This window comes from Aerophototrophica crusticola (assembly GCF_012913305.1).
GTDB classification, from domain to species: Bacteria; Pseudomonadota; Alphaproteobacteria; order Azospirillales; family Azospirillaceae; genus Niveispirillum; species Niveispirillum crusticola.
In genome coordinates this window covers 2,574,862-2,595,177 of record NZ_CP051775.1, presented here as the reverse complement: position 1 = coordinate 2,595,177, position 20,316 = coordinate 2,574,862, and the positions used below count along the sequence as shown (strand labels likewise).

The following is a 20,316-nucleotide window of genomic DNA, read 5'->3' as shown; positions in this document are numbered from 1 at the left end:
CCATGCGCACCATCCTGACCATCCAGTCCCATGTCGCCTTCGGCCATGTGGGCAACCGCGCCGCCGTGTTCCCGCTGGAGCGGCTTGGGCTGGAGGCCATCGCCGTCAACACGGTGCAGTTCTCCAACCACACCGGCTATGGCGCCTGGAGCGGCACCGTCTTCCCGGCGGAGCATGTGGCCCAGGTGATCAGCGGCGTGAACGACCGCGGCGCCCTGGCCGGGGTGGACGCGGTGCTGACCGGCTACATGGGGGCGGCGGATCTGGGCGACGTGGTCATGGATGCGGTGGCGCGGGTGAAGGGCCTGAACCCGTCGGCGCTCTATTGCTGCGACCCCGTGATGGGCGACGTGGGCCGCGGCTTCTTCGTGCGGCCGGGCATCCCCGAATTCTTCCGGGAAAAGGCGGTGCCGCTGGCGGATGCCATCACCCCGAACCAGTTCGAGCTGGAATACTTGACGGGCCGCACGGTCGGCGACCTCGCCTCCGCGCTCCAGGCCACGGCGGCGGCGCGGGCGCTGGGGCCCCGCTGGGTGCTGGTGACCAGCCTGTCCCGCCAGGACGCCCCCGCCGACAGCATCGAGATGCTGCTGGACGGGCCGGACGGCGCCTGGCTGGTGGCGACACCCCGGCTGGACCTGGACCCGCTGCCCAATGGCGCGGGCGACTGCGTCGCCGCCCTGTTCCTGGCCAAGCTGCTGGAGACGGGGGAACCGCCGGAGGCCCTGGCCCATGCCGCCAGCGCCATCTATGCCGTCTTTGCCGTGACCAAGCTGTCCGGCCAGCGGGAACTCCAGATCATCCGCGCCCAGGACGAGCTGGTGGCCCCCAGCCGCCGCTTCACGCCGGTGAAGGTGCGGTAGTCATTCCCTGTTCCTCAGGCGCCAGCGCCGCCTCCGGCAGCTTGGCTCACGCGCCCACGCGGGCGCGGGCCGGCGGTCGCCGGCCTACAGGGGCACAAGCTGCCTTTCATGCCCCTGCCCCGAAACGGAACGGGCGGCCCGACAGGGGCCGCCCGCGTCCGATTGAATCAGGTGGCGGCGGTTCAGGCCGCCGCGCCGTGGCAGTGCTTGTACTTCTTGCCAGAGCCGCAGGGGCAGGGGGCGTTGCGGGGCGTGTTCTTCCACAGCTCCGGGTCGTTCAGCGCCTGTTCCTTCGCCACCGGCATGGCCGTGGCGCCGAAGGCCTGGGGCATGGACCGGCGGACCATGCCGGCGGGCAGGGGGGCGTCGGGCGGGGGAAGCCGTCGCCGCCGGCACCCACCAGGGCCGGGTCCTGGCGGCCGAGCTGCAGCTCCGGCGGCAGCTCGGGCAGCGGCGGGGGCTCCTGCACCCGGACCTGCACCATCAGCAGCATCTGGGTCACCTGCTCCCGCAGGCTGCCCAGCATCTCCTCGAACAGGGTGAAGGCCTCGCGCTTGTACTCGTTCAGCGGGTCCTTCTGGGCATAGGCGCGCAGGTTGATGCCCTGGCGCAGATGGTCCAGGGACAGCAGGTGGTCCTTCCAGACCTGGTCCAGGATCTGCAGCAGCAGGCTCTTCTCGATGGACCGCATCAGGTCGGGGCCGAAGGCCTGCTCCTTCTCCGCCATGCGCTCGTCGGCGAACTTCAGCAGGCGCTCGGTGATCTCCTGGTCGGCGATCCCCTCTTCCTTGCCCCACTCCTTCACCGGCAGGTCGGCGCCGAAGATGCGCAGCACCTCCTCATGCAGCCGGTCCATGTCCCACTGTTCGGCATAGGCGTTCTCGGGGATGCAGGAGCGCACCTTCTCCGAGATCACCTCGAGGCGCATGGAGCCCACCAGCTCATGCACGTTCTCGCTCTCCATGATCTCGCGCCGCTGCTCATAGACGACCTTGCGCTGGTCGTTCATGACGTTGTCGTACTTGAGCAGGTTCTTGCGGATCTCGAAGTTGTGGGCCTCCACCCGCTGCTGGGCCTTTTCCAGCGCCTTGTTGATCCAGGGGTGGATGATGGCCTCACCCTCCTGCAGGCCCAGCTTCTGGAGCATGCCGTCCAGGCGCTGGCTGCCGAAGATGCGCATCAGATCGTCGTCGAGGGACAGGAAGAACTTGGAGGCGCCGGGGTCGCCCTGGCGGCCGGAACGGCCACGGAGCTGGTTGTCGATGCGGCGGCTCTCGTGCCGCTCCGTGCCGACCACATACAGGCCGCCGGCCTTCAGCACGATCTCCTTGGCGGCCTCGATCTCCTCACGGATCTGCTGGATGCGGGCGTCCCGCTCCGGCCCCTCGGGCATGTCCGCCAGCTCGACGGCGACGCGCATCTCCTCGTTGCCGCCCAGCTTGATGTCGGTGCCGCGGCCGGCCATGTTCGTGGCGATGGTCACCGCCCCGGGGCGCCCGGCCTGGGAGACGATGAACGCCTCCTGCTCGTGGTAGCGGGCGTTCAGGACGTTGTGCGGGATCTTCTTCTTCTTCAGGTACTCGGACAGCAGTTCCGACTTCTCGATGCTGACGGTGCCCACCAGGACCGGCTGCTGCCGCTCCTGGCACTCCTCGATCAGCTTGACGATGGCCTCGTACTTCTCCTCGGCGGTGCGGTAGACCTCGTCGTCCTGGTCCTTGCGCCTCACCGCCACGTTGGTGGGGATGTCCACCACCTCGAGCCCATAGATCTCCTGGAACTCCGCCGCCTCCGTCATGGCCGTGCCGGTCATGCCGGCCAGCTTGGGGTACAGGCGGAAATAGTTCTGGAAGGTGATGGACGCCAGCGTCTGGTTCTCCCGCTGGATCGTCACATGCTCCTTCGCCTCCAGGGCCTGGTGCAGGCCCTCGGAATAGCGGCGGCCCTCCATCATGCGGCCGGTGAACTCATCGATGATGACGACCTTGTCGTCCTTGACGATGTAGTCCACGTCGCGGGTGAACAGCTTGTGCGCCCGCAGCGCCTGGTTCACGTGGTGCACCAGGGAGACGTTGTGGATGTCGTAGAGGTCGCCGGTCTTCAGCAGGCCCATCTCCGTCAGGATCTGGGCCACCTTCTCCGTCCCGCCCTCGGTCAGGGAGACGGCGCGCGCCTTCTCATCCTTCTCGAAGTCGCCTTCCTCGATCCGCAGCATGACCTTGTCCACGGCCATGTACAGCTCGGAGCTGTCGGTGGACGGGCCGGAGATGATCAGCGGGGTGCGCGCCTCATCCACCAGGATCGAGTCGACCTCGTCCACGATGGCATAGTTGAAGGGCCGCTGGACCATGTCCGACAGCCGGTACTTCATGTTGTCGCGCAAATAGTCGAAGCCGAACTCGTTGTTGGTGCCATAGGTGATGTCGGCGGCGTAGGCCGCGCGCCGCTCCTCATCGTCCAGGCCGTGGACGATGACGCCGGTGGAGAGGCCCAGGAAATTGTAGAGCTTGCCCATCCAGCCGCTGTCGCGCTTGGCCAGGTAGTCGTTCACGGTCACCACGTGGACGCCCTTGCCCTGCAACGCGTTCAGGTAGACGGGCAGGGTGGCGACCAGGGTCTTGCCCTCACCCGTGCGCATCTCCGAGATCTTGCCGGAATGCAGCACCATGCCGCCGATCAGCTGCACGTCGAAGGGGCGCATGCCCAGCACGCGCTTCGAGGCCTCCCGCACCGTGGCGAAGGCGTCGGGCAGGATGTCGTTCAGGGTCTCGCCCTTTTCCAGCCGGTCCCGCAGCCAGTCCGTGCGCATGCGCAGCTCGTCGTCGGACAGGCCCTGCAGCTTGGGTTCCAGGGCGTTGATGGCCTCGACCTGCTTCCGCAAACCCTTCACAACGCGGTCGTTCGCGCTGCCGAACAGCTTGCGGGCAATGGCACCGAACATGGACAACCTCAGGCGAAAGACGACAGGCCGACCCATTCGGCCCCGCGGCAAGGGGATACCCGGCACGCGACGGTGGACAGATAGGACCGACGCGCGCCAGGGTCAACGCAAGCCTTCTCAGGCCAGCGGCGCGGCCGGGACCTTACCATGATGCGGCCATTTTCCCACTGCCTTGATGGCGGGACTGCGGTGCGCGGAGGCTTGCCCGCGGCCCCGGCCCATGCTTTAAGCGGGCTGGCCGACGCTGGCGCCAGGGCGTGACGGGAAGAACCGGCGCGGCCGCAGGACAACCCCAGGACTTGCGATTCCCCGGGCGGGGTTGCGAGCTGAAGATTTGTGAAGGATTTCTCGCTCATGGCTTCGAAGACGATGCGCGCCGCCCTGACCGCCGCGGCCCTGACCACCGCCGCCGGCATGGCGCTGTTCGCCGCCCACGCCCAGACCCCGGCCCCCGCCGGGAACAAGCCCGCCGCCAACGCGCCCGCCCCGGCCGCCGAGGACGTGACCGTGGCCAAGGTCAACGGCAAGGAGATCAAGCGGTCCGAGGTGATCAGCTTCCTGCAGCAGCTCGGCCCCCAGGCGCAGCAGATCCCGCTGCAGCAGGCCTATCCGCTGGTGATCGACCAGCTGGTCGCCACCCGCCTGGTGTCGGACGCCGGCTACAAGGCCAAGCTCCAGGACAGCGCCGAGGTGAAGGAGCAGCTGAAGCGCGCCGAGGAGCAGTTCGTGCAGCAGGCCTACCTGCGCAAGGAGATCGACGCTAAGCTGACCGACGCCGTCATCAAGAAGAAGTATGACGAGTACGTGAAGGCCAACCCGCCCCAGGACGAGGTGCGCGCCCGCCACATCCTGGTGAAGGACAAGGCCGAGGCCGAGGCCCTGATCAAGCAGATCGCCGGCGGCGCCGACTTCGCCAAGCTGGCGGGGGAGAAGGGCACCGACGGCACCAAGGACCAGGGCGGTGACCTGGGCTATTTCACCAAGGACCAGATGGTGGCGCCGTTCGCGGAGGCCGCCTTCGCCATGAAGGCCGGCGAGGTCAGCAAGACCCCCGTGCAGACCGAGTTCGGCTTCCACGTGATCAAGGTGGAGGACAAGCGCAAGCAGACCCTGCCGACCTTCGAGCAGGCCAAGGGTGAGCTGCGCGCCGCCGCCGCCCAGGACATCGCCGAGGAGGTGGTGGCCAACCTGCGCAAGACCGCGAAGGTCGAGACCTTCGACCTGGAGGGCAAGCCCCTGCCGGCCGCCCCGGCCCCGGCGGCCGACGCCCCGGCCGGCGGCCAGAAGCCGAAGCAGTAAGGACAAGTCAGTCACACCTGACGATAAGGGCGCCCCGGCAACGGGGCGCCCTTATCGTTTTGGGGTGTGGCGAACCCACTTGTACGCTATCGTGGGTCGGATCAGGCGCGGCGCGCCGTAATCCGACGGCAACCGCTAATGCCTTGTGAGTCGTCGGATTGCGCGCCTGTGGCGCTAATCCGACCTACGAATCGCCATGCGCCGCTTCCTGCCATTCATCCTTCTCCTCGCAGCCCCCGTCCTGGCGGAAGACCTGCCCATGGAGCTGAAGCCCGCGGGCGAGGGGGTGGTGGCGGAGGTGATCTCCGGCGACACGCTGCGGCTGGCGGACGGGCGGGAGGTGCGGCTGGCGGGGGTGGAGGCGCCCTGGCCGGGGTTGGGCGACGCGCCGGCCGGGCCGTTGGCGGACGAAGCCAGGGCGGCACTGGCCGAGTTGGCGGCAGGCCGGGCGGTGGCCCTGTTCTCGGCGGGCCAGGAACTGGACCGGCATGGCCGGACCCTGGCCCATCTGCGGCGGGACGACGGGGTCTGGCTCCAGGCGGGGCTGCTGCGCCGGGGCTGGGCGCGGGTGCGGGTCTGGCCGGAGACGCGGGCCGGGGCCGGGCTGCTGCTGGCGGCGGAGGGGGAGGCGAAGGTAGCTGGAAGGGGCCTCTGGGCCCATCCTTCCTATGCGGTGCGGGACGCGGCGGCCCTCGCGGAGGGGGATGTGGGCGCCGTGCAGGTGGTCCGCGGCACGGTGCGACGGGCGCTGAGGCTGGACGACCGGATCGTGCTGGGCTTCGGGCCGGACTGGCGGACCGACTTCACGGCGGAACTGGCGCCAGGTGACCTGCGGGCCTTCAGGAAGGCCGGGCTGGACCCGCTGGCCCTGAAGGGGCGGGTGGTGGAGGTCCGCGGCTGGGTGGAGTCCCGCGACGGGCCCTGTATCCGGCTGACCCTGCCGGAACAGCTCACCGTGCTGCCGGAATAGAAAGTCCGGCGCGGGGCCGTTGGGCCGCCGCGCCGGGGAGTTCACGCGCTTCGCCCCGAACCGATGAAGGGGCCCGGCCGCGCTGGTCCGGTGACGGTTCGCCTGAGGTGCCGGGAGGCCCAAGGCCGGCGACCGCCGGCCCGCGGCCCCGTGGCCGCGCAAGCCAAGCCGCCGGAGGCGGCGCCCGGCGCCCGGGGGGCGCGTGTCAACGCGCGGCGATGCTGACGGTGACGGTGTCGGCGTAGCTGCCGGCGATGTACTGGGCGGAGGCCGGGACGGTGACGGTCAGGTCGCGCTGGCGGCCGAACTGGGCGCTGTCGCGGTTCACCTGCAGGGCGGTGGACAGGCCGCCGGAAGCGCCGTCATAGCCCACGGTGTAGCTGATGGGGGTGGCGCCGGCGGCCGCGGAGGTCAGGGTGCCGGCGTTGGCCGAGGCGACGGTGATGGTGTAGCCGTTGCCCTTGTTGCAGGTCTCCACGATGCGGCCCACGGCGCGGGCGCTCTCGCCACCCGCCAGGTTCAGGGCCACGTTGTTGTCCGTCACCGCCACGGTGCAGGCGACCGCCACCGAACCGTTGAGCTGGATGGTGCCGGAGGCGGACTGCGCCAGGGCGGGCGCCGCGGCCAGCAGGGCCAGGGTGGAGGCGGCGAGGGCGGAAGCGGCGAGACGGGACATGGGAGAAGCTCCATCGGTTCGGCGGGGCGGCGCATGGGCCGGTTATGCCGAACGGAGTATGCATGCTGCGGGCCAAGTGTGACGATCTCGGGCGATTCCAAAAAACCTCATAATGAGAAGGGGTTGGTGTCGGAGGGTAGGCCGATGGGGTCTGGATTGATGCAGCGCCAGTGCGTATCGCAATGGCGAAGAGCAATGATCCTGGAACGGACCCCGGCCTTCTTGCAAACCGCAATGACCCTTTGTCCACGCCCCACCGCGCGGGGGCTTCACCCCGGCCGTCCCTTGTCCCATCATGCCGCCCGTCCCGGAACCCCCGGATCAGGCCGGGCGTTGACCGGATGGTGCCCCAAGAACAAGCCGCATGAAGAGGAACCGCCCCGTGCCGCCCCGCCGCCCCCGCTTGCCGGTCGCCGCTTGGCTGGCCGGCGCCCTTTTGGCCCTGTCCGCCTGCACCACCAACCCGGCCACGGGCGAGCGGCAGTTCACCGCCCTGATGTCGCCGGAGCAGGAAAAGTCCGTCGGGGCGGAGCAGCACAAACAGGTGATGGACGAGTTCGGCGGGCCCTATGACAACCCCGCCATCCAGGCCTATGTGGACAAGATCGGCCAGCGGCTGGCGGCCAATACCGAGCGGCCGGACGTGCGCTACACCTTCACGGTGCTGGACAGCGACATCGTCAACGCCTTCGCCCTGCCGGGCGGCTATGTCTATGTCACCCGCGGGCTGATGGCGCTGGCCAACAACGAGGCCCAGCTCGCCGGCGTCATCGGGCATGAGATCGGCCACGTCACCGCCCGCCACTCCGCCGAGCGCTACAGCCGGGGCACCCTGGCCCAGGTGGGCGCGGTGCTGGCCACGGTCCTGGGCGGGGCGGAGGTGGGGCAACTGGCGCAGCAGGGCGCCGCCGGCGTGCTGGCCGGCTGGAGCCGCGGGCAGGAGCTGGAGGCGGACAGCCTGGGCATCCGCTACATGGCCGGGTCGGGTTTCGCGCCGACGGAGATGTCCAGCTTCCTGGCCACCATGGGCCGGCACGCGCAACTCCAGGCCCTGCTGGCGGGCAAGCCGGGCGCGGCCGACCAGTTCAGCTACCTGCAGACCCACCCGCCCACGGGCGAGCGGGTGGAGCAGGCCGCCGCCGCCGCCAAGCAGCGGGCGCCCCAGGATTGGGAGACGGACGGCGCCGCCTACCTGCGCACCATCGACGGCATGCTCTATGGCGACAGCCCCAAGAACGGCTATGTGCGCGGCCAGGTCTTCGCCCACCCGTCCCTGGGCTTCCGATTCGAGGTGCCGGAGGGCTTCCGCCTGCTGAACGGGCAGAGCAACGTCACCGCCATCGCCCCCGACGGCAAGACCCTGATGGTGTTCGACGGCGCGCCCGGCCAGGGCGCCCGCAACCCGGCGGAGTTCATCGCCGGTGTCTGGGCCCCCAACGCGCCCCTGTCGGGCACCCAAACCCTGACGATCGACGGCTTGCCCGCCGCCACCGCCATCACCCCGGTGAACACCCGTTCCGGCCAGGTGAACGCGCGGCTGGTGGCGATCCGCTGGGACGCGGACAGCTATTACCGGTTCCTGTTCGTCACCCCCACCCTGAGCCCGGCCGCCGACCGGGCCTTCCAGGACACGGCCACCAGCTTCCGCCGACTGACCTCCGCCGACCGGGCCGGGCTGCGCCCCTACCGGCTGCGGGTCGTCCAGGTGCGGGCGGGCGAGACGGTGGAGGACCTGGCCCGCCGCATGCCCTTCCGCGACTACCCGGAGGAGCGGTTCCGCGTCCTGAACGACATCGCCCCCGGCACGCCGCTGCGGCCGGGCCAGTTGGTGAAGCTGGTGGTGGCGGATTAAGGGCGGCGACCGCCGCCCGGCGCCTGAGGGAGCGCTTGATCGGCAACGATCGAGGGCCACGGAATGGTCCCCCTAACCCCGAAGGCTGGGGCCGATCCGGGTCGGGGGACGGGCCGGCGGTTGCGGGCGGGGCAGCCCGCCTGTAGCTTGCCCGCCATGATGGCCGATACCCCTGCCGGCGAACCGCCCCTGGACTGCACGCCGTTCCGCCGGCCCTGGCGGCGGAAGCGCTTCCGGCTGCCCATCGCGGCGGTGCTGGTGGTGGGGTTCGGCGGGCTGGTGCTGCTGGCGGTGGCCAGCGTGCTGGTGCTGGGCCTCAACGTCTCCGGCCGGAACACGTCGGAACTGGTGGGCGACAAGGCCGACCTGGTCATGAAGATGATGGAGACCCGGGTCCGCACCCAGTTGGAACCGGCCCGGGCCCAGGCGGAGTTCGTCACCGGCCTGTTCTCCACCGGCCAGGTGGACCCGGCGGAGCAGGGGCGGCTGGCCGACACGCTTCGTGCCTCCCTGGCCGCGGCGCCCCAGATCACCGGCATCGGGTTCCTGGCGCGTGAGGGCGACTTCCACGTGGCCGTGCGCGACGGCAAGGGCGGCGTGCTCTACCGGGTGGAGCCGAAGCAGCCCTGGGGCCAGGAGGTGCTGGACGCGGCGCTCCAGACCGGCGGCGCCGTCTGGGCCGACCCCATCTGGGCGGAGGAGGAGAAGGCCACCATCCTCAGCGTGCGCGTGCCGGTGCGCCGGGACGGGCGGTTCCTGGGCATCATCGTCACGGGCGTGAGCTTCCTGGACCTGTCCCGTTTCCTGGACCGCATGGACCAGGGCACCGAGGCCCGCAGCTTCATCCTGTATGACGACACCTACGTGCTGGCCCACCCGGCCCTGCCGGCCAAGGCGCTGGACTATGCCAAGGTGACCGGCCGCCCGCCCCTGCCCACCCTGGCGGAGCTGGGTGACCCCGTGGCGGCCGGCATCTGGCAGAAGGCCGGGCCCGACGGCGCCTCCAGCCAGAAGGGGCCGGAGGGCATGCGGGTGCGGGCGGAGTTCCAGATCAGCGGCGACCCCGGCCTGGAACTGCGGGCGTCGGAGCTGGGGGACAAGAAGTATGTCTACCTGCTGAAGACCTTGAAGGACTATGGCAGCCACCCCTGGACGCTGGCCATCGCCTTCGACGAGGAGGAGGTGACGCCGGAACTGCGCCGCCTGGTGAAGCTGGCCGGGGCGGGATTCGTCATCCTGGTGGTGTCGGTGCTGCTGGCCCTGTTGCTGGGCAAGGCGATCAGCCGGCAGATCAAGCGGCTGGCCGGGGCGGCCGTGTCCTTGCGGGACCTGGACTTCCAGACGGTGCCGGAATTGCCGGACAGCCGCTTCCGCGAGGTGTCGGACGCGGCGGAGGCGTTCAACACCATGGTGTCCGGCCTGCGCTGGTTCGAGACCTATGTGCCCAAGGCCCTGGTGCTGCGCCTGATCCGGCGGGAGGCGCGCAGCGTCGGCGTCCGGTCGGAGGAGCGGGAGGTCACGGTCCTGTTCACCGACATCAAGAGCTTCTCCGCCCTGGCCGAGGCCATGAGCCCGCAGGAGACGGCGGACTGGCTGAACCGCCACTTCACCCGGATCGCCGCCTGCATCGAGGAGGAGGGCGGCACGGTGGACAAATTCATCGGTGACGCGGTCATGGCGTTCTGGGGGGCGCCGGAGGACCAGCCAGACCACGCGGCCCGCGCCTTGCGCGCCGCCATGGCCATCGCCCGCGTCGTGGAAGAGGAGGGGGCGGAGGCCCGCGCCGCCGGCCGGCCGGCCATCTGCCTGCGGGTGGGCGTGCATTCCGGCCCGGTGGTGGTGGGCAACATCGGGGCCCTGAGCCGCATCAACTACACCATCGTCGGCGACACGGTGAACACGGCCGCGCGGCTGGAGGCCCTGGGCAGCGAGCTGCTGGGGGACGAGTGCTGTGTCGCCCTGGTCAGCGCGGACACGGTACGGGATGCGGGCGACTGCGTCGTCGACATCCCGATGCAGGATATCGGCACCTACACGTTACGCGGGCGTACCGGGCCCGTCAGGGTCTGGCGGCTCAAGACCGACCCGGCCGGGAATAAGCTTAATTAGAGTGTGTATTATTATACTCCTTTCGGGTTATTGCGCAGGTTCGAAGAAAAGGGTGATCATACCTGCAATCGTATGTAGCGGACCGGCAGGGGGTACCATTGTCTCTCTGGCAGGAAATGGCAGATCCCCCGGCTTGGGCAGGCAATGGCGCATTGGTGGCGGCCGGGGTGGACCCGTTCCGCCCGGCGATGCCCCCCTCCCAGGCGGCCCAGGCGGCGGACCGTGTGGATGTCGGGGCCTTCTCCCTGGAACTCGACACCGGCTCCCTCGACCGGTCGGAGCGGCTGGACGACATCTTCGGCTTCCGGCCCGGCGAGGCCGGCCACCGGGTGGACGCGTTCTTCGCCCGGCTGCATCCGGAAGATGCCCGCAGGCTGTCCCTGCGCGCCCTGCGCGTGGTTCCGGACGGCCGGCTTGAGCGTCATGTCCGTCTCCGCTTGCCCAGCGGGGAGCAGCGCTGCGTCCTGGTGCGCGGCGACCTGCGCACCCATCCCCAGTCCCGCGCCCGCAGCCTGACCGGCGTGGTGGTGGATGAGACGGGCCGTGAGGGTCCCGGCTCCGCCAGCCTCTTCGCCCGCCTCGACCTGGCCACCGACCTGACCGGCCTGGGGTTCTGGGAGTGGGAACCGGAAGCCACCTACAGCGCCGGGCGCCTGCATGAGCTGCTGGGCCTGCCGCCAGGCAAGTCGGTCGGCTTCCGCGGGCTGCTGGACCGCATCCACCCGGAGGACCGGGCGGCGGTCACCGCCCTGTTCGGCCGGGCCTTCCTGCCCCTGGACGGCTTGCCGCTGCAGGCGGAGTTCCGGGCCGTGCGCAAGGACGGGGAAGTGCGGCGGGTCCGGTCCCTCTGGCGCACCCTGCGCGGCGATGACGGCACGGTCCGGCGGGTCGTGGGGGCGCTGTACGACGTGACGGCCCAGTCCGCCGCCCTGCCCCAGGAAGAGCTGCTGGCCCGCCACGACCTGATGCTGAAGGAGGCCAACCACCGCATCAAGAACAGCCTGCAGATGGTGGCGAGCCTGCTGGCCCTTGAGGCGGCGGTGTCCCCCTATCCGGAGGTGCGGCGCAGCTTCGACGAGGCCTGCGGCCGCATCCTCACCGTTTCCCGCATCCATGAGCGGCTGTACCGGGGGGAGCGGGCCGACGGGGTGGGCCTGCGGGACTACCTGTCCGGGCTGGTGGACGACCTTACCCGCAGCCTGGGCCTGGACGGGCGCACCATCCGGGTGTCCGTGACGGTGGCCGAGGACAGGATGCTGGCACCGGACCGGCTGGTGCCCCTGGCCCTGATGGTGAACGAGCTGGTGACCAACGCCGTCAAGCATGCTTTCCCCGGCAACCGCCCGGGGAGGTGAGGGTGGAGACACTGGCCGTGGGTGTCGGCGGGAGCCTGGCCGTCACCGTGGCCGATGACGGGATCGGCCTGCCGCGGGGTTTCGACCTGGGCCAGTCCACCAGCCTGGGCCTGCGGCTGGTGCGCGCCCTTTGCCGCCAGTTGGGCGCCAGCCTGGGGGTGGAGTGCGGGCCGGGCACCCGCTTCACCCTGGGCGTGCCGCTGGAATAGGGGCTCTCGCCCTTCCGAAACACATGGGTGGCCTGCCGCCGCCGCGGATTGCCGCAGGGGCGATGGGGCCATACGCTTCCGGTCCTGAACCATCGCCGGAGCGCACCCATGCCGTCCCGTGGCCCCTCCGCCCTGACCGTGCTGCTCTGCGGGTCGTTCGCCCTGGCGGTGGCCATGGGCATCCGGCAGATCTTCGGGCTGGTTCTGTTGCCCGTCAGCCAAAGCCAGGGCTGGGCCGTCACCTCCGTCTCCTTCGCCTTCGCCCTGCAGCAGATCGTCTGGGGCGTGGTGCCGCCCCTGTTCGGCGCCCTGGCGGATACCAAGGGCCCGCGGCTGGTGGTGGCGGGCGGGGGCCTGGCCTATGCAGCCGGGCTGGTGCTGATGGCCCTGGGCGGCAGCGTCTTCGCCTTCCAGGTGGGGGCCGGGTTGCTGGTGGGCACGGCGCTGGGGGCGCTGGGCTTCTCCATCGTCCTGGGGGCCGTGGCAAGGGTGACGCCGCCGGAAAAGCGCAGCCTGTATTTCGGCATCGCCAGCGCCGGCGGCTCCTTCGGCATGTTCGCCTTCGTGCCCCTGGGACAGTCGCTGATCGGGGACCAGGGCTGGCAGGTGGCCTTGATGGCCATGGCGCTGCTGGCCCTGCTGGTGGTGCCCATGGCCTGGCCGCTGGGCGGCCCGCCGCCCCGGCCCGCCGAGGCCGCGCCCGGCCCGTCCCTGCGGGAGGCGCTGGCCCTTGCCGGCCGGCATGAGGGCTACTGGCTGCTGTCCCTGGGGTTCTTCGTCTGCGGCTTCCAGCTCGCCTTCATCACCACCCACCTGCCCGGCTACGTGGCCAGTTGCGGCCTGATGCCGGAGGTGGGCGCCTGGGCCCTGGCCCTGGTGGGGCTGTTCAACATCATCGGCAGCCTGGCGGCCGGCCAGCTCGGCGGGCGGTACCGGCCCAAATACCTGCTGTCGGCCATCTACGGCCTGCGCGGCCTGCTGATCACCCTGTTCCTGCTGCTGCCCAAGACCCCCGGGGTGACCCTGGCCTTTGCCGCCTCCATGGGGCTGCTCTGGCTCAGCACCGTGCCCCTGACCACGGGGGTGGTGGCGGGGATCTTCGGGCCCCGGTTCGTCTCCACCCTGTTCGGCCTGGTCTTCCTCAGCCACCAGGTGGGGGCATTCCTGGGGGCGTTCCTGGGCGGCATCTCCGTCGAGGCCTTCGGGAACTACGACGCCGTCTGGTACGCCAGCATCGGCCTGTCCGTGCTGGCCGCCCTGGTACACCTGCCCATCCGCGACCGCCGGCTCGCCGCCTTCGCGAACGCCTGAGCCGTCCGTTCCCGGACAGTGTCCGCAGGCGGACAGCGGATCAGCTGAGGGGAATCCAGGATTTCCGCGGCTTCGGGTCGGGGTCCGGTTCTTGCTTTCCGTCGCGCTGACCGGTTCCGCCACGGGAAGCATGCCAGCATGGTCCACCTGCTCCGCCTGTTCCGCCGCCAGACCCTGTTCACCCTGATCAACCTGGTGGGCCTTGCCGTGGGGATCGCCGGGTTCCTGGGCGTCAGCCTCTATGTCCAGGGGGAATACGCGGTGGACCGCAGCTTCACCGCCGCTGACCGGCTGTACCGGGTGGCCAATACCATCACCCTGCCGGGCCGCGGCCCCATGGTGACCACCATGTCGGCGCCGGAGATGCTCGGTCCCCTGCTGGGGCGCTTCCCCGAGGTTGAGGCCGCAACCCGGGTCCGGCGACAGCAGGTGGGGCTGGACCAGGATGGCCGGGTGTTCGAGGCGGCGCTGCTCTGGGCGGACGCCAACCTGTTCTCCGTCCTGGACTTCCCCCTGCGGTCCGGCGATCCCGCCACGGCGCTGGCCCGGCCGGACGGGCTGGTCCTGTCGCCGACGCTGGCGCGCACGTTGTTCGGGGACCTGGACCCGGTGGGCCGCACGGTGTCCGTGAAGGGCGGCCCGGTCCTGACCGTGACCGGCGTGCTCGCCCCCGTGCCGGAAAGCCACCTGGACTTTGCCGCCATCGCCGCGGAGGCGGCCCTCGGCCCCCGCTCCTGGTCCAATTGGGCGTCAGAAAGCTGGAGCCAGGGCGGCGCCAGCACCTATGTCCGCCTGCGGCAAGGGGCCGACCCCGGCCGGCTGCGTGATGGCCTCACCGCCTTCGTGGAGCAGTTCGCCACCGGCCTGCCGCCCAAGGAATGGGCACCGGACTTCCTGCGCCTGCGCCTGGACGCCGTCACCGACATCCACCTGAAGGTCAAGGCGGTGGACGATGCCAAGCCAGGCGGCGACGTGGGCACCCTGCGGCTGCTGGTGGGGGTGGCCCTGCTGATCCTGGGGGTGGCGGTGGTGAACTACACCAACCTGGCCACGGCCCAGGCCATCCAGCGGGCAAAGGAAGTGGGCATTCGCAAGCTGGCGGGGGCCCGGCGACGCCAACTTGTCCTGCTGTTCACGGGGGAGTCGGTGGCCCTGGCCCTGGCCGGCACGATCCTGGCGCTGGGCCTCGTGGAGTTGCTGCTGCCGGCCTTCGAGGGGCTGGTGGGCCGGCAGCTCTCGGCCGCCTCCCTCTATGCCGGGCCGCTGCTGGCGGTAAGCCTGGCGGCGCCCCTGGTGGTGGGGGTGCTGGGCGGCCTCTACCCGGCCCTGGTCCTGTCCGGCTACCGCCCGGCGGAGGTGCTGAAGGGCCGGGCGGGGCCGCCGGGCTCCGGCCGGCTGCGCTCCGCCCTCGTGGTGGGGCAGTTCGCCATCTCCATCGCCCTGGTGGTAGCGACCCTGACCGTGCAGGGGCAGGTGGACCATGCCCGCGGCGCCGATCTGGGCTTCCGGCAGGAAAACCTCTATGTGGTCGGCAGCCTGCCCGACGGGCCGGAGGGCACGGCCCAGACCCTGAAGGCGGAGGCTGCGCGCATCCCCGGCGTGCTGTCCGCCACCCTCACCTCCATCGTCCCCGCCAACCCCAGCGAGACCATCAGCACCGTCCTGGTGGAAGGCCGCCGGAACGATGAGCCGGCGCTGATGTCCACCTTCACCGCGGACAGGGATTTCCTGGCCACCTACGACATCCCGGTCACCGCCGGGCCCGGGCTGCCCGGGCAGGCCCCCGACTGGCGTTACGGGTTGGTGAGCGAGGCGGGGGCGCGGCGGCTGGGCTTCGCCAACCCGGCCGAGGCCGTGGGTACCCGGTACTTCTTCCGCGAGGAGGATTCGGGCAACCCGACGGAGATCGTCGGTGTCATCCCCGACATCCGCCTGCGCAACGCGAGGGAAGGGGCGGAGGCCATGCTGTTCACCATCGGCCCGGCGGCGGACTTCCTGACGGTCCGCCTCGCGCCCGGCGACCCACGCCCGGCGGTGGAGGCCCTGTCCGCCTTGGTGGACCGGCTTTTCCCCGGTCTGGAACGCATCTGGCAAGGCTTCCTGGATGACAGGATCGACTCCCTCTACCGGAATGAGGAGCGCCAGGCACGGGTCTTTGCCGTGTTCGCAGCGCTGGCCATCCTGCTGGCCAACCTGGGGCTGTTCGGCCTGACCGCCCTGGCCGCCGCCCGACGGACGAAGGAAATCGGCATCCGCCGGGTGGTGGGGGCCGGAGTGGGGGACGTCTTGCGCCTGCTGGCGTGGCAGTTCACCCGGCCGGTGCTGCTTGCCAACCTGGTGGCCTGGCCGGTGGCCTGGTGGCTGCTGTCCGGCTGGCTGGAGCAGTTCACCGTGCGCATCACCCTGGGTCCGGAGCCCTTCATTGCCGCCGGGACCGCCGCGCTGGTGGTGGCGCTGGCGACGGTCAGCCTGCATGCCCTGCGTGTCGCCCTGGCCCCGCCGGCCCGGGCTTTGCGGTATGAGTGAGGGGGGCGGTGGGGTATGCCGGGGTTCCCGTTGGTCACCCCGACCTACGCGTGCGTCCCGTAGGTCGGGGTGAGCGCCAGCGAACCCCGACAACAAGCGAACATAGGTGCTTCAGTCCAGCGTCTGCCGGTACCGGTTCACGGCGATGGTGCTGACCACCAGCAGGAACAGCACCAGGGGCCACAGGTTGGGCCAGGCGTCCGGCAGGCCGTTGCCCTTCAGCATGACGCCGCGGACGATGCGCAGGAAATGGGTCAGCGGCAGGGCCTCGCCGATGGTCTGGGCCCATTGGGGCATGCCGCGGAACGGGAACATGAAGCCGCTCATCAGGATGGACGGCAGGAAGAAGAAAAAGCTCATCTGCATGGCCTGCAGCTGGTTGCGGGCCAGGGTGCTGAACAGGAAGCCCACCGCCAGGTTGGCGGTGATGAAGAACAGCAGCCCCACGACCAGGGCCACCGGGCTGCCCAGCATGGGCACGCCGAACAGCAGGCGGGCCGCGCCGATGATGATGGTCACCTGCACGGCGCCCACCAGGATGAAGGGGGCGAGCTTGCCCACCATCACCTCCAGCGGGCGGACGGGCATGGCCAGCAGGTTCTCCATGGTCCCGCGCTCCCGCTCCCGCGTCACGGCCAGGGCGGTCATGATGATCATGGTCATGGTCAGGATGGTGCCCACCAGCCCGGGCACGATGTTGTACTGGGTCAGCCCCTCCGGGTTGTAGCGGCGGTGGATGCGCAGATCGACCGGCGGCTGGGATTGCGCCAGTTCCGCCAGCGGCCCGGTCAGGTCATGGCGCAGGCTGTCGCGGACAATATTGTTCAGGGCGCCCACGGCGTTGCCCGTGGCGGCGGGGTCGGCGGCGTCCGCCTCCAGCAGCAGCACCGGCCGGTCCCCGCGCACCAGGTCCCGGCCGAAGCCGGCGGGGATGGTCAGCACGAACTGCACCACGCCCCGGTCCAGCATGGCGTCCACCTCAGCCCGCGTTTCCGCTACCCATTCGACCCGGTAATAGGCGCTGTTCTGCAATCCGGCCACGACACTGCGCGAAAACGGGCCCTGGTCCAGGGACAGGATGGCGGTGGGCAGGTGCTTGGGGTCGCTGTTGATGGCGAAGCCGAACAGCATCAGCTGGATGATGGGGATGCCGACCATCATGGCGAAGGTCAGCCGGTCCCGCTTCATCTGGATGAATTCCTTCACCACCATGGCCAGCAGCCGGGTGGGGGAGAAGCGGTCGCCGCTCATGCCGTGCCTCCCGTCGCCGTCCCGGGGGCGAAGTTGTCCCGGGACTGGTGCATCAAGTGGATGAAGACGTCCTCCAGCGACGGCTCCACCGCCTGCCAACGCAGGCCCGGCTGGTCCCGCCAGGGGTCGACGGCCTGGGCCAGCAGCACCGGGTCCGGCCCGCTGACATGCAGCCGCGAGCCGAAGGGCGCCACCATGCTGACCCCCGGCTTGCCCTCCAGGTCGCGGCGGACGGGGCCCAGCTCCTCCCCCTCTGCCGCCAGGCTGTGCAGGCCGGCCCCGGCGATGACCTCCGGCACGCTGCCCACGGTCAGCAGCTTGCCATAGGCCAAGTAGGCGATGCGGTGGCAGCGCTCCGCCTCATCCATGTAGTGGGTGCTGACCAGCACGGTCATGCCCTCCGCCGCCAGGGCGTGGATCTCGTCCCAGAACTCCCGCCGCGCCTTGGGGTCCACCCCGGCGGTGGGCTCGTCCAGCAGCAGCAGCTTCGGCCCGTGCAGGATGCAGGCGGCCAGCGCCAAGCGCTGCTTCCAGCCGCCGGACAGGGTGCCCGCCAACTGGTCCCGCCGGTGGGCCAGGCCCAGCCGGTCCAGCGCCGCTTTCACCTGCGCCTTGCGGTCGGGCAGGGCATAGAGGCGGGCGACGAAGTCCAAATTCTCCCCGATGGTCAGGTCCTCATAGAGGCTGAACTTCTGGGTCATGTAGCCGACCTGGCGCTTGATGGCCCAACTCTCCCGCACGATGTCGTGGCCGAGGCAGGTGCCCGTGCCCGCGTCCGGCACCAGCAGGCCGCAGAGCATGCGGATGGTGGTGGTCTTGCCGCTGCCGTTGGGGCCCAGGAAGCCGTGGATCTGGCCCCGGGTGACCTGGATGGAGAAGCCGTCCACCACGGTCTTGGCCCCGAACCGCTTGGTCAGGCCCTGCACGTCGATGGCGGGGGCGCCGGTCATGTCCCGGCCCCTGCCGACGCGGCCTCCAACGGCGCCACGTCCACCGGCTGGCCGGGCAGCAGGGCGAAGGGCCTGCCCTCCGGCAGGGCCTCCACCCGATAGACCAGCTTGGCGCGGTTCTCCACGCTGTACAGTACGGGCGGGGTGTATTCCGCCTCCGCCGCCACGAAGCTGACCCGGGCCGTCATGTCAGGCGGGCAGCCGTCACAACCCACGGACAGTTGCTTGCCCGGGGCCAGGGACGACCGCGCCCCCTCCGGCACGAACAGCACCAGCTTGACCTGCCTCGGCGGCAGCAGGGTGACCACGGCGCCATTGGCGGGCACCCACTCCCCCGGGCGGCGCAGCGTGTCGTCCACCAACGCCGCAACCGGGGCCACCACCCGGCGCTGGTCCAGGGACCATTGCGCCTGGGCCAAGGCGGCCTTCGCCGCGGCCACGGCGCCCTCCGCGGCGGCGATCTGGTCGGCGCGGGCGGGCAGGCGGGCGGTGGCCAGCTCCGCCTCCGTCGCCGCCACCTGGGCGCGGGTCGACTCGAACTCGGCGCGGGCTTGGTCCAGCCGCGCCTTGGCCGCCACATCCTGCCGGGCCAACTGCTCTTGCCGGCGCAGTTCCAGCTGGGCGAGGCGCAGCATGGCCTCATGCTGGTGAAGTCGCGCCTCCACCTGCGCGATCTCCTCCGGCCGGCGGCCCAGGCGAAGGTCGGCCAGGTTGGCTTCCGCCCGCGCCAGCTCGGCCCGGGCCTGGGCCAGGGCTGCCTGTTGGCGGCTGGACTCCAGGGTGAACAGGGGCGCGCCGGCCTCCACCCGTTGGCCGCGCGCCACGGACAGGCTCTCCACCCACCCGGCTTCCGGGGCGCCCATCCGCAGGTATTCCCCCTCCGCATAGCCCTGCCAGCGGGTCGGGCCCTCGTCCCCACAGGCCGCCAGCAGGGCCAGGGCGGCAAGCGGCAGGGCGCGGATGATCTCAGGCCGCATCGGTCCCTCCCTCCGGGGCCAGGCCCCGCAGCATGATGTCCACATGGGTGCGCAGATAGTCGTCCAGCTCCAGCGGCGCCCCGCCCACCGGCTCGAAGGTGGTCCGCCAGACCACGGCCAGCAGCAGGGGCGCGAACCACAGCTTTGCCACCGTGTCCGGCGCCAGGGGCCGGAACTCCCCCCGCTCCGCGCCGCGGCGCAGGATGCCGGAGATCAGACCCAGGCCCCGCTCCACCACCTCCCGCCGGTAAAAGTCGGCCATCTCCGGCTGGTTGCCCGCCTCCCCGATCACCAGCCGGGGGATGGTGACCACCTTCGGGTCGCGGACCAAGGTGGGGAACAGGGCCATGGCCTGCCGCAGCAGGTCCGCCGTGGGTCCCTCGTAGGCGGCGGCCATGGCCTCCAGCCGTTCCACGTTGGGCAGGATGGCTTGGCGCACCAGCGCCTCGAACACCGCCTGCTTGCTGGGAAAGTAGAGATAGACCGTGCCCTTGGACACGCCCGCCCGGGCGGCGATGTCCTCCATCCGGGCGGCGGCGAAGCCCTTGGCGGCGAAGACCTCCCGGGCCGCCGCCAGCAGTTCGGCAGGGCGGGCATCCTTGCGGCGGCGGATCGGGGTGTCTCGCATGGGGTCGATCGCTAGTAACTGACTGGTCAGTCAGTAAAGCGCTGCGTTGCCGATGATGTCAATGCTGCCCGGCGCAGGTCTTGGGGGGAAATGACCTGCGTCAGGCGCGGGGGAAGGGGGGCATCGGGTGCCAGCGCGGTCACCGGAAGTCCGGCACGCAAGGTGTGTTGGGAACGCAGAGGACACGGATGGCCGCAGAGGACGCAGAGGGACAGGGCCAAGTGTCTGGCCTGGGCCAATCGGTTGCCGTCCAGGTCCACGGTGCCGGAGGCGCAGACGGTCCGCCATCCACGGGGAAGCCGGCGGTTGGACGCAGGGCCGGACCGCTCTGTGTCCTCTGCGGCCATCTGCGTCCTCTGCGTTACTCTGGACCCGCCGCCATGGCCTGTCGCGGCGCGA

14 protein-coding genes and 1 pseudogene are annotated in these 20,316 nt (G+C 70.6%); 9 read left to right on the top strand and 6 right to left on the bottom strand.

The genetic code is table 11. The features are described from left to right. The first annotated feature begins 2 nt into the window (after positions 1-2). Positions 3-863, top strand: coding sequence for a pyridoxal kinase PdxY (gene pdxY, locus HHL28_RS12680; protein ID WP_075771732.1), 861 nt, complete (start codon positions 3-5; stop codon positions 861-863). A gap of 182 nt (positions 864-1,045) precedes the next feature. On the opposite strand, the pseudogene secA reads toward pdxY, so the two are convergent. Then, positions 1,046-3,804, bottom strand: a pseudogene (gene secA / locus HHL28_RS12675) (preprotein translocase subunit SecA). Positions 3,805-4,158: 354 nt separating this feature from the next. Here secA and HHL28_RS12670 point away from each other — a divergent pair. Continuing rightward, positions 4,159-5,103, top strand: a complete 945-nt coding sequence (locus HHL28_RS12670) for a peptidylprolyl isomerase (RefSeq protein WP_075771734.1) — start codon at positions 4,159-4,161, stop codon at positions 5,101-5,103. A 196-nt stretch (positions 5,104-5,299) separates the two neighbouring features. Continuing rightward, entirely contained in the window at positions 5,300-6,073 is a 774-nt protein-coding gene (locus HHL28_RS12665; RefSeq protein WP_075771735.1) for a thermonuclease family protein, read from the top strand. A 205-nt stretch (positions 6,074-6,278) separates the two neighbouring features. Here the strand turns inward: HHL28_RS12665 and HHL28_RS12660 are convergent, their stop codons facing one another. Further along, positions 6,279-6,749: a hypothetical protein gene (locus tag HHL28_RS12660; protein WP_075769642.1), complete on the bottom strand. Its 471-nt coding sequence runs from the start codon at positions 6,747-6,749 to the stop codon at positions 6,279-6,281. Positions 6,750-7,113: 364 nt separating this feature from the next. Between HHL28_RS12660 and HHL28_RS12655 the strand changes: the two genes are divergently transcribed. From HHL28_RS12655 to HHL28_RS12630, 6 genes are all read left to right on the top strand, one after another. Continuing rightward, positions 7,114-8,601, top strand: a complete 1,488-nt coding sequence (locus HHL28_RS12655) for a M48 family metalloprotease (RefSeq protein ID WP_075769643.1) — start codon at positions 7,114-7,116, stop codon at positions 8,599-8,601. Positions 8,602-8,757: 156 nt separating this feature from the next. Further along, positions 8,758-10,710 carry an adenylate/guanylate cyclase domain-containing protein gene (locus HHL28_RS12650; RefSeq protein ID WP_075769644.1) on the top strand — a complete coding sequence of 651 codons (1,953 nt, stop codon included), beginning with the start codon at positions 8,758-8,760 and terminating at the stop codon, positions 10,708-10,710. Positions 10,711-10,865: 155 nt separating this feature from the next. Then, complete coding sequence (locus HHL28_RS12645; protein WP_404325693.1) at positions 10,866-12,065, top strand: sensor histidine kinase; 1,200 nt, start codon at positions 10,866-10,868, stop codon at positions 12,063-12,065. Positions 12,066-12,067: 2 nt separating this feature from the next. Then, positions 12,068-12,274, top strand: coding sequence for an ATP-binding protein (locus HHL28_RS12640; protein WP_169655225.1), 207 nt, complete (start codon positions 12,068-12,070; stop codon positions 12,272-12,274). Positions 12,275-12,382: 108 nt separating this feature from the next. Continuing rightward, positions 12,383-13,585 (top strand): MFS transporter, encoded by a 1,203-nt coding sequence (locus tag HHL28_RS12635; RefSeq protein WP_075769646.1) that lies wholly within the window; start codon positions 12,383-12,385, stop codon positions 13,583-13,585. Between the two features lie 138 nt (positions 13,586-13,723). Then, positions 13,724-16,111, top strand: coding sequence for an ABC transporter permease (locus tag HHL28_RS12630; RefSeq protein ID WP_075769647.1), 2,388 nt, complete (start codon positions 13,724-13,726; stop codon positions 16,109-16,111). 111 nt (positions 16,112-16,222) lie between these two features. Here the strand turns inward: HHL28_RS12630 and HHL28_RS12625 are convergent, their stop codons facing one another. Genes HHL28_RS12625 through HHL28_RS12610 form a run of 4 tightly spaced genes read right to left on the bottom strand, consistent with a single transcriptional unit; the run spans position 16,223 to position 19,917 of the window. Further along, a complete protein-coding gene (locus tag HHL28_RS12625; protein WP_075769648.1) occupies positions 16,223-17,362 on the bottom strand; it encodes an ABC transporter permease in 1,140 nt (379 codons plus the stop codon). Next, the gene (locus HHL28_RS12620; RefSeq protein ID WP_075769649.1) at positions 17,359-18,312 is read right to left on the bottom strand and encodes an ABC transporter ATP-binding protein; all 954 of its coding nucleotides are present in this window, start codon (positions 18,310-18,312) and stop codon (positions 17,359-17,361) included. Before HHL28_RS12620 ends, HHL28_RS12625 begins: the two co-directional genes overlap by 4 nt. Continuing rightward, a complete protein-coding gene (locus HHL28_RS12615; RefSeq protein WP_075769650.1) occupies positions 18,309-19,289 on the bottom strand; it encodes an HlyD family secretion protein in 981 nt (326 codons plus the stop codon). The genes HHL28_RS12620 and HHL28_RS12615 overlap by 4 nt, the downstream gene beginning before the upstream one ends. Then, the gene (locus tag HHL28_RS12610) at positions 19,279-19,917 is read right to left on the bottom strand and encodes a TetR/AcrR family transcriptional regulator (protein WP_075769651.1); all 639 of its coding nucleotides are present in this window, start codon (positions 19,915-19,917) and stop codon (positions 19,279-19,281) included. The genes HHL28_RS12615 and HHL28_RS12610 overlap by 11 nt, the downstream gene beginning before the upstream one ends. Between the last annotated feature and the right edge of the window lie 399 nt (positions 19,918-20,316).

Excerpts from the sequence above, each read along its gene's own strand:
- pdxY (WP_075771732.1), top strand. The coding sequence starts at position 3 with ATGCGCACCATCCTGACCATCCAGTCCCATGTCGCCTTCGGCCATGTG.
- HHL28_RS12670 (WP_075771734.1), top strand. The coding sequence starts at position 4,159 with ATGGCTTCGAAGACGATGCGCGCCGCCCTGACCGCCGCGGCCCTGACC.
- HHL28_RS12665 (WP_075771735.1), top strand. The coding sequence starts at position 5,300 with ATGCGCCGCTTCCTGCCATTCATCCTTCTCCTCGCAGCCCCCGTCCTG.
- HHL28_RS12660 (WP_075769642.1), bottom strand. The coding sequence starts at position 6,749 with ATGTCCCGTCTCGCCGCTTCCGCCCTCGCCGCCTCCACCCTGGCCCTG.
- HHL28_RS12655 (WP_075769643.1), top strand. The coding sequence starts at position 7,114 with ATGAAGAGGAACCGCCCCGTGCCGCCCCGCCGCCCCCGCTTGCCGGTC.
- HHL28_RS12650 (WP_075769644.1), top strand. The coding sequence starts at position 8,758 with ATGATGGCCGATACCCCTGCCGGCGAACCGCCCCTGGACTGCACGCCG.
- HHL28_RS12635 (WP_075769646.1), top strand. The coding sequence starts at position 12,383 with ATGCCGTCCCGTGGCCCCTCCGCCCTGACCGTGCTGCTCTGCGGGTCG.
- HHL28_RS12630 (WP_075769647.1), top strand. The coding sequence starts at position 13,724 with ATGGTCCACCTGCTCCGCCTGTTCCGCCGCCAGACCCTGTTCACCCTG.
- HHL28_RS12625 (WP_075769648.1), bottom strand. The coding sequence starts at position 17,362 with ATGAGCGGCGACCGCTTCTCCCCCACCCGGCTGCTGGCCATGGTGGTG.
- HHL28_RS12620 (WP_075769649.1), bottom strand. The coding sequence starts at position 18,312 with ATGACCGGCGCCCCCGCCATCGACGTGCAGGGCCTGACCAAGCGGTTC.
- HHL28_RS12615 (WP_075769650.1), bottom strand. The coding sequence starts at position 19,289 with ATGCGGCCTGAGATCATCCGCGCCCTGCCGCTTGCCGCCCTGGCCCTG.
- HHL28_RS12610 (WP_075769651.1), bottom strand. The coding sequence starts at position 19,917 with ATGCGAGACACCCCGATCCGCCGCCGCAAGGATGCCCGCCCTGCCGAA.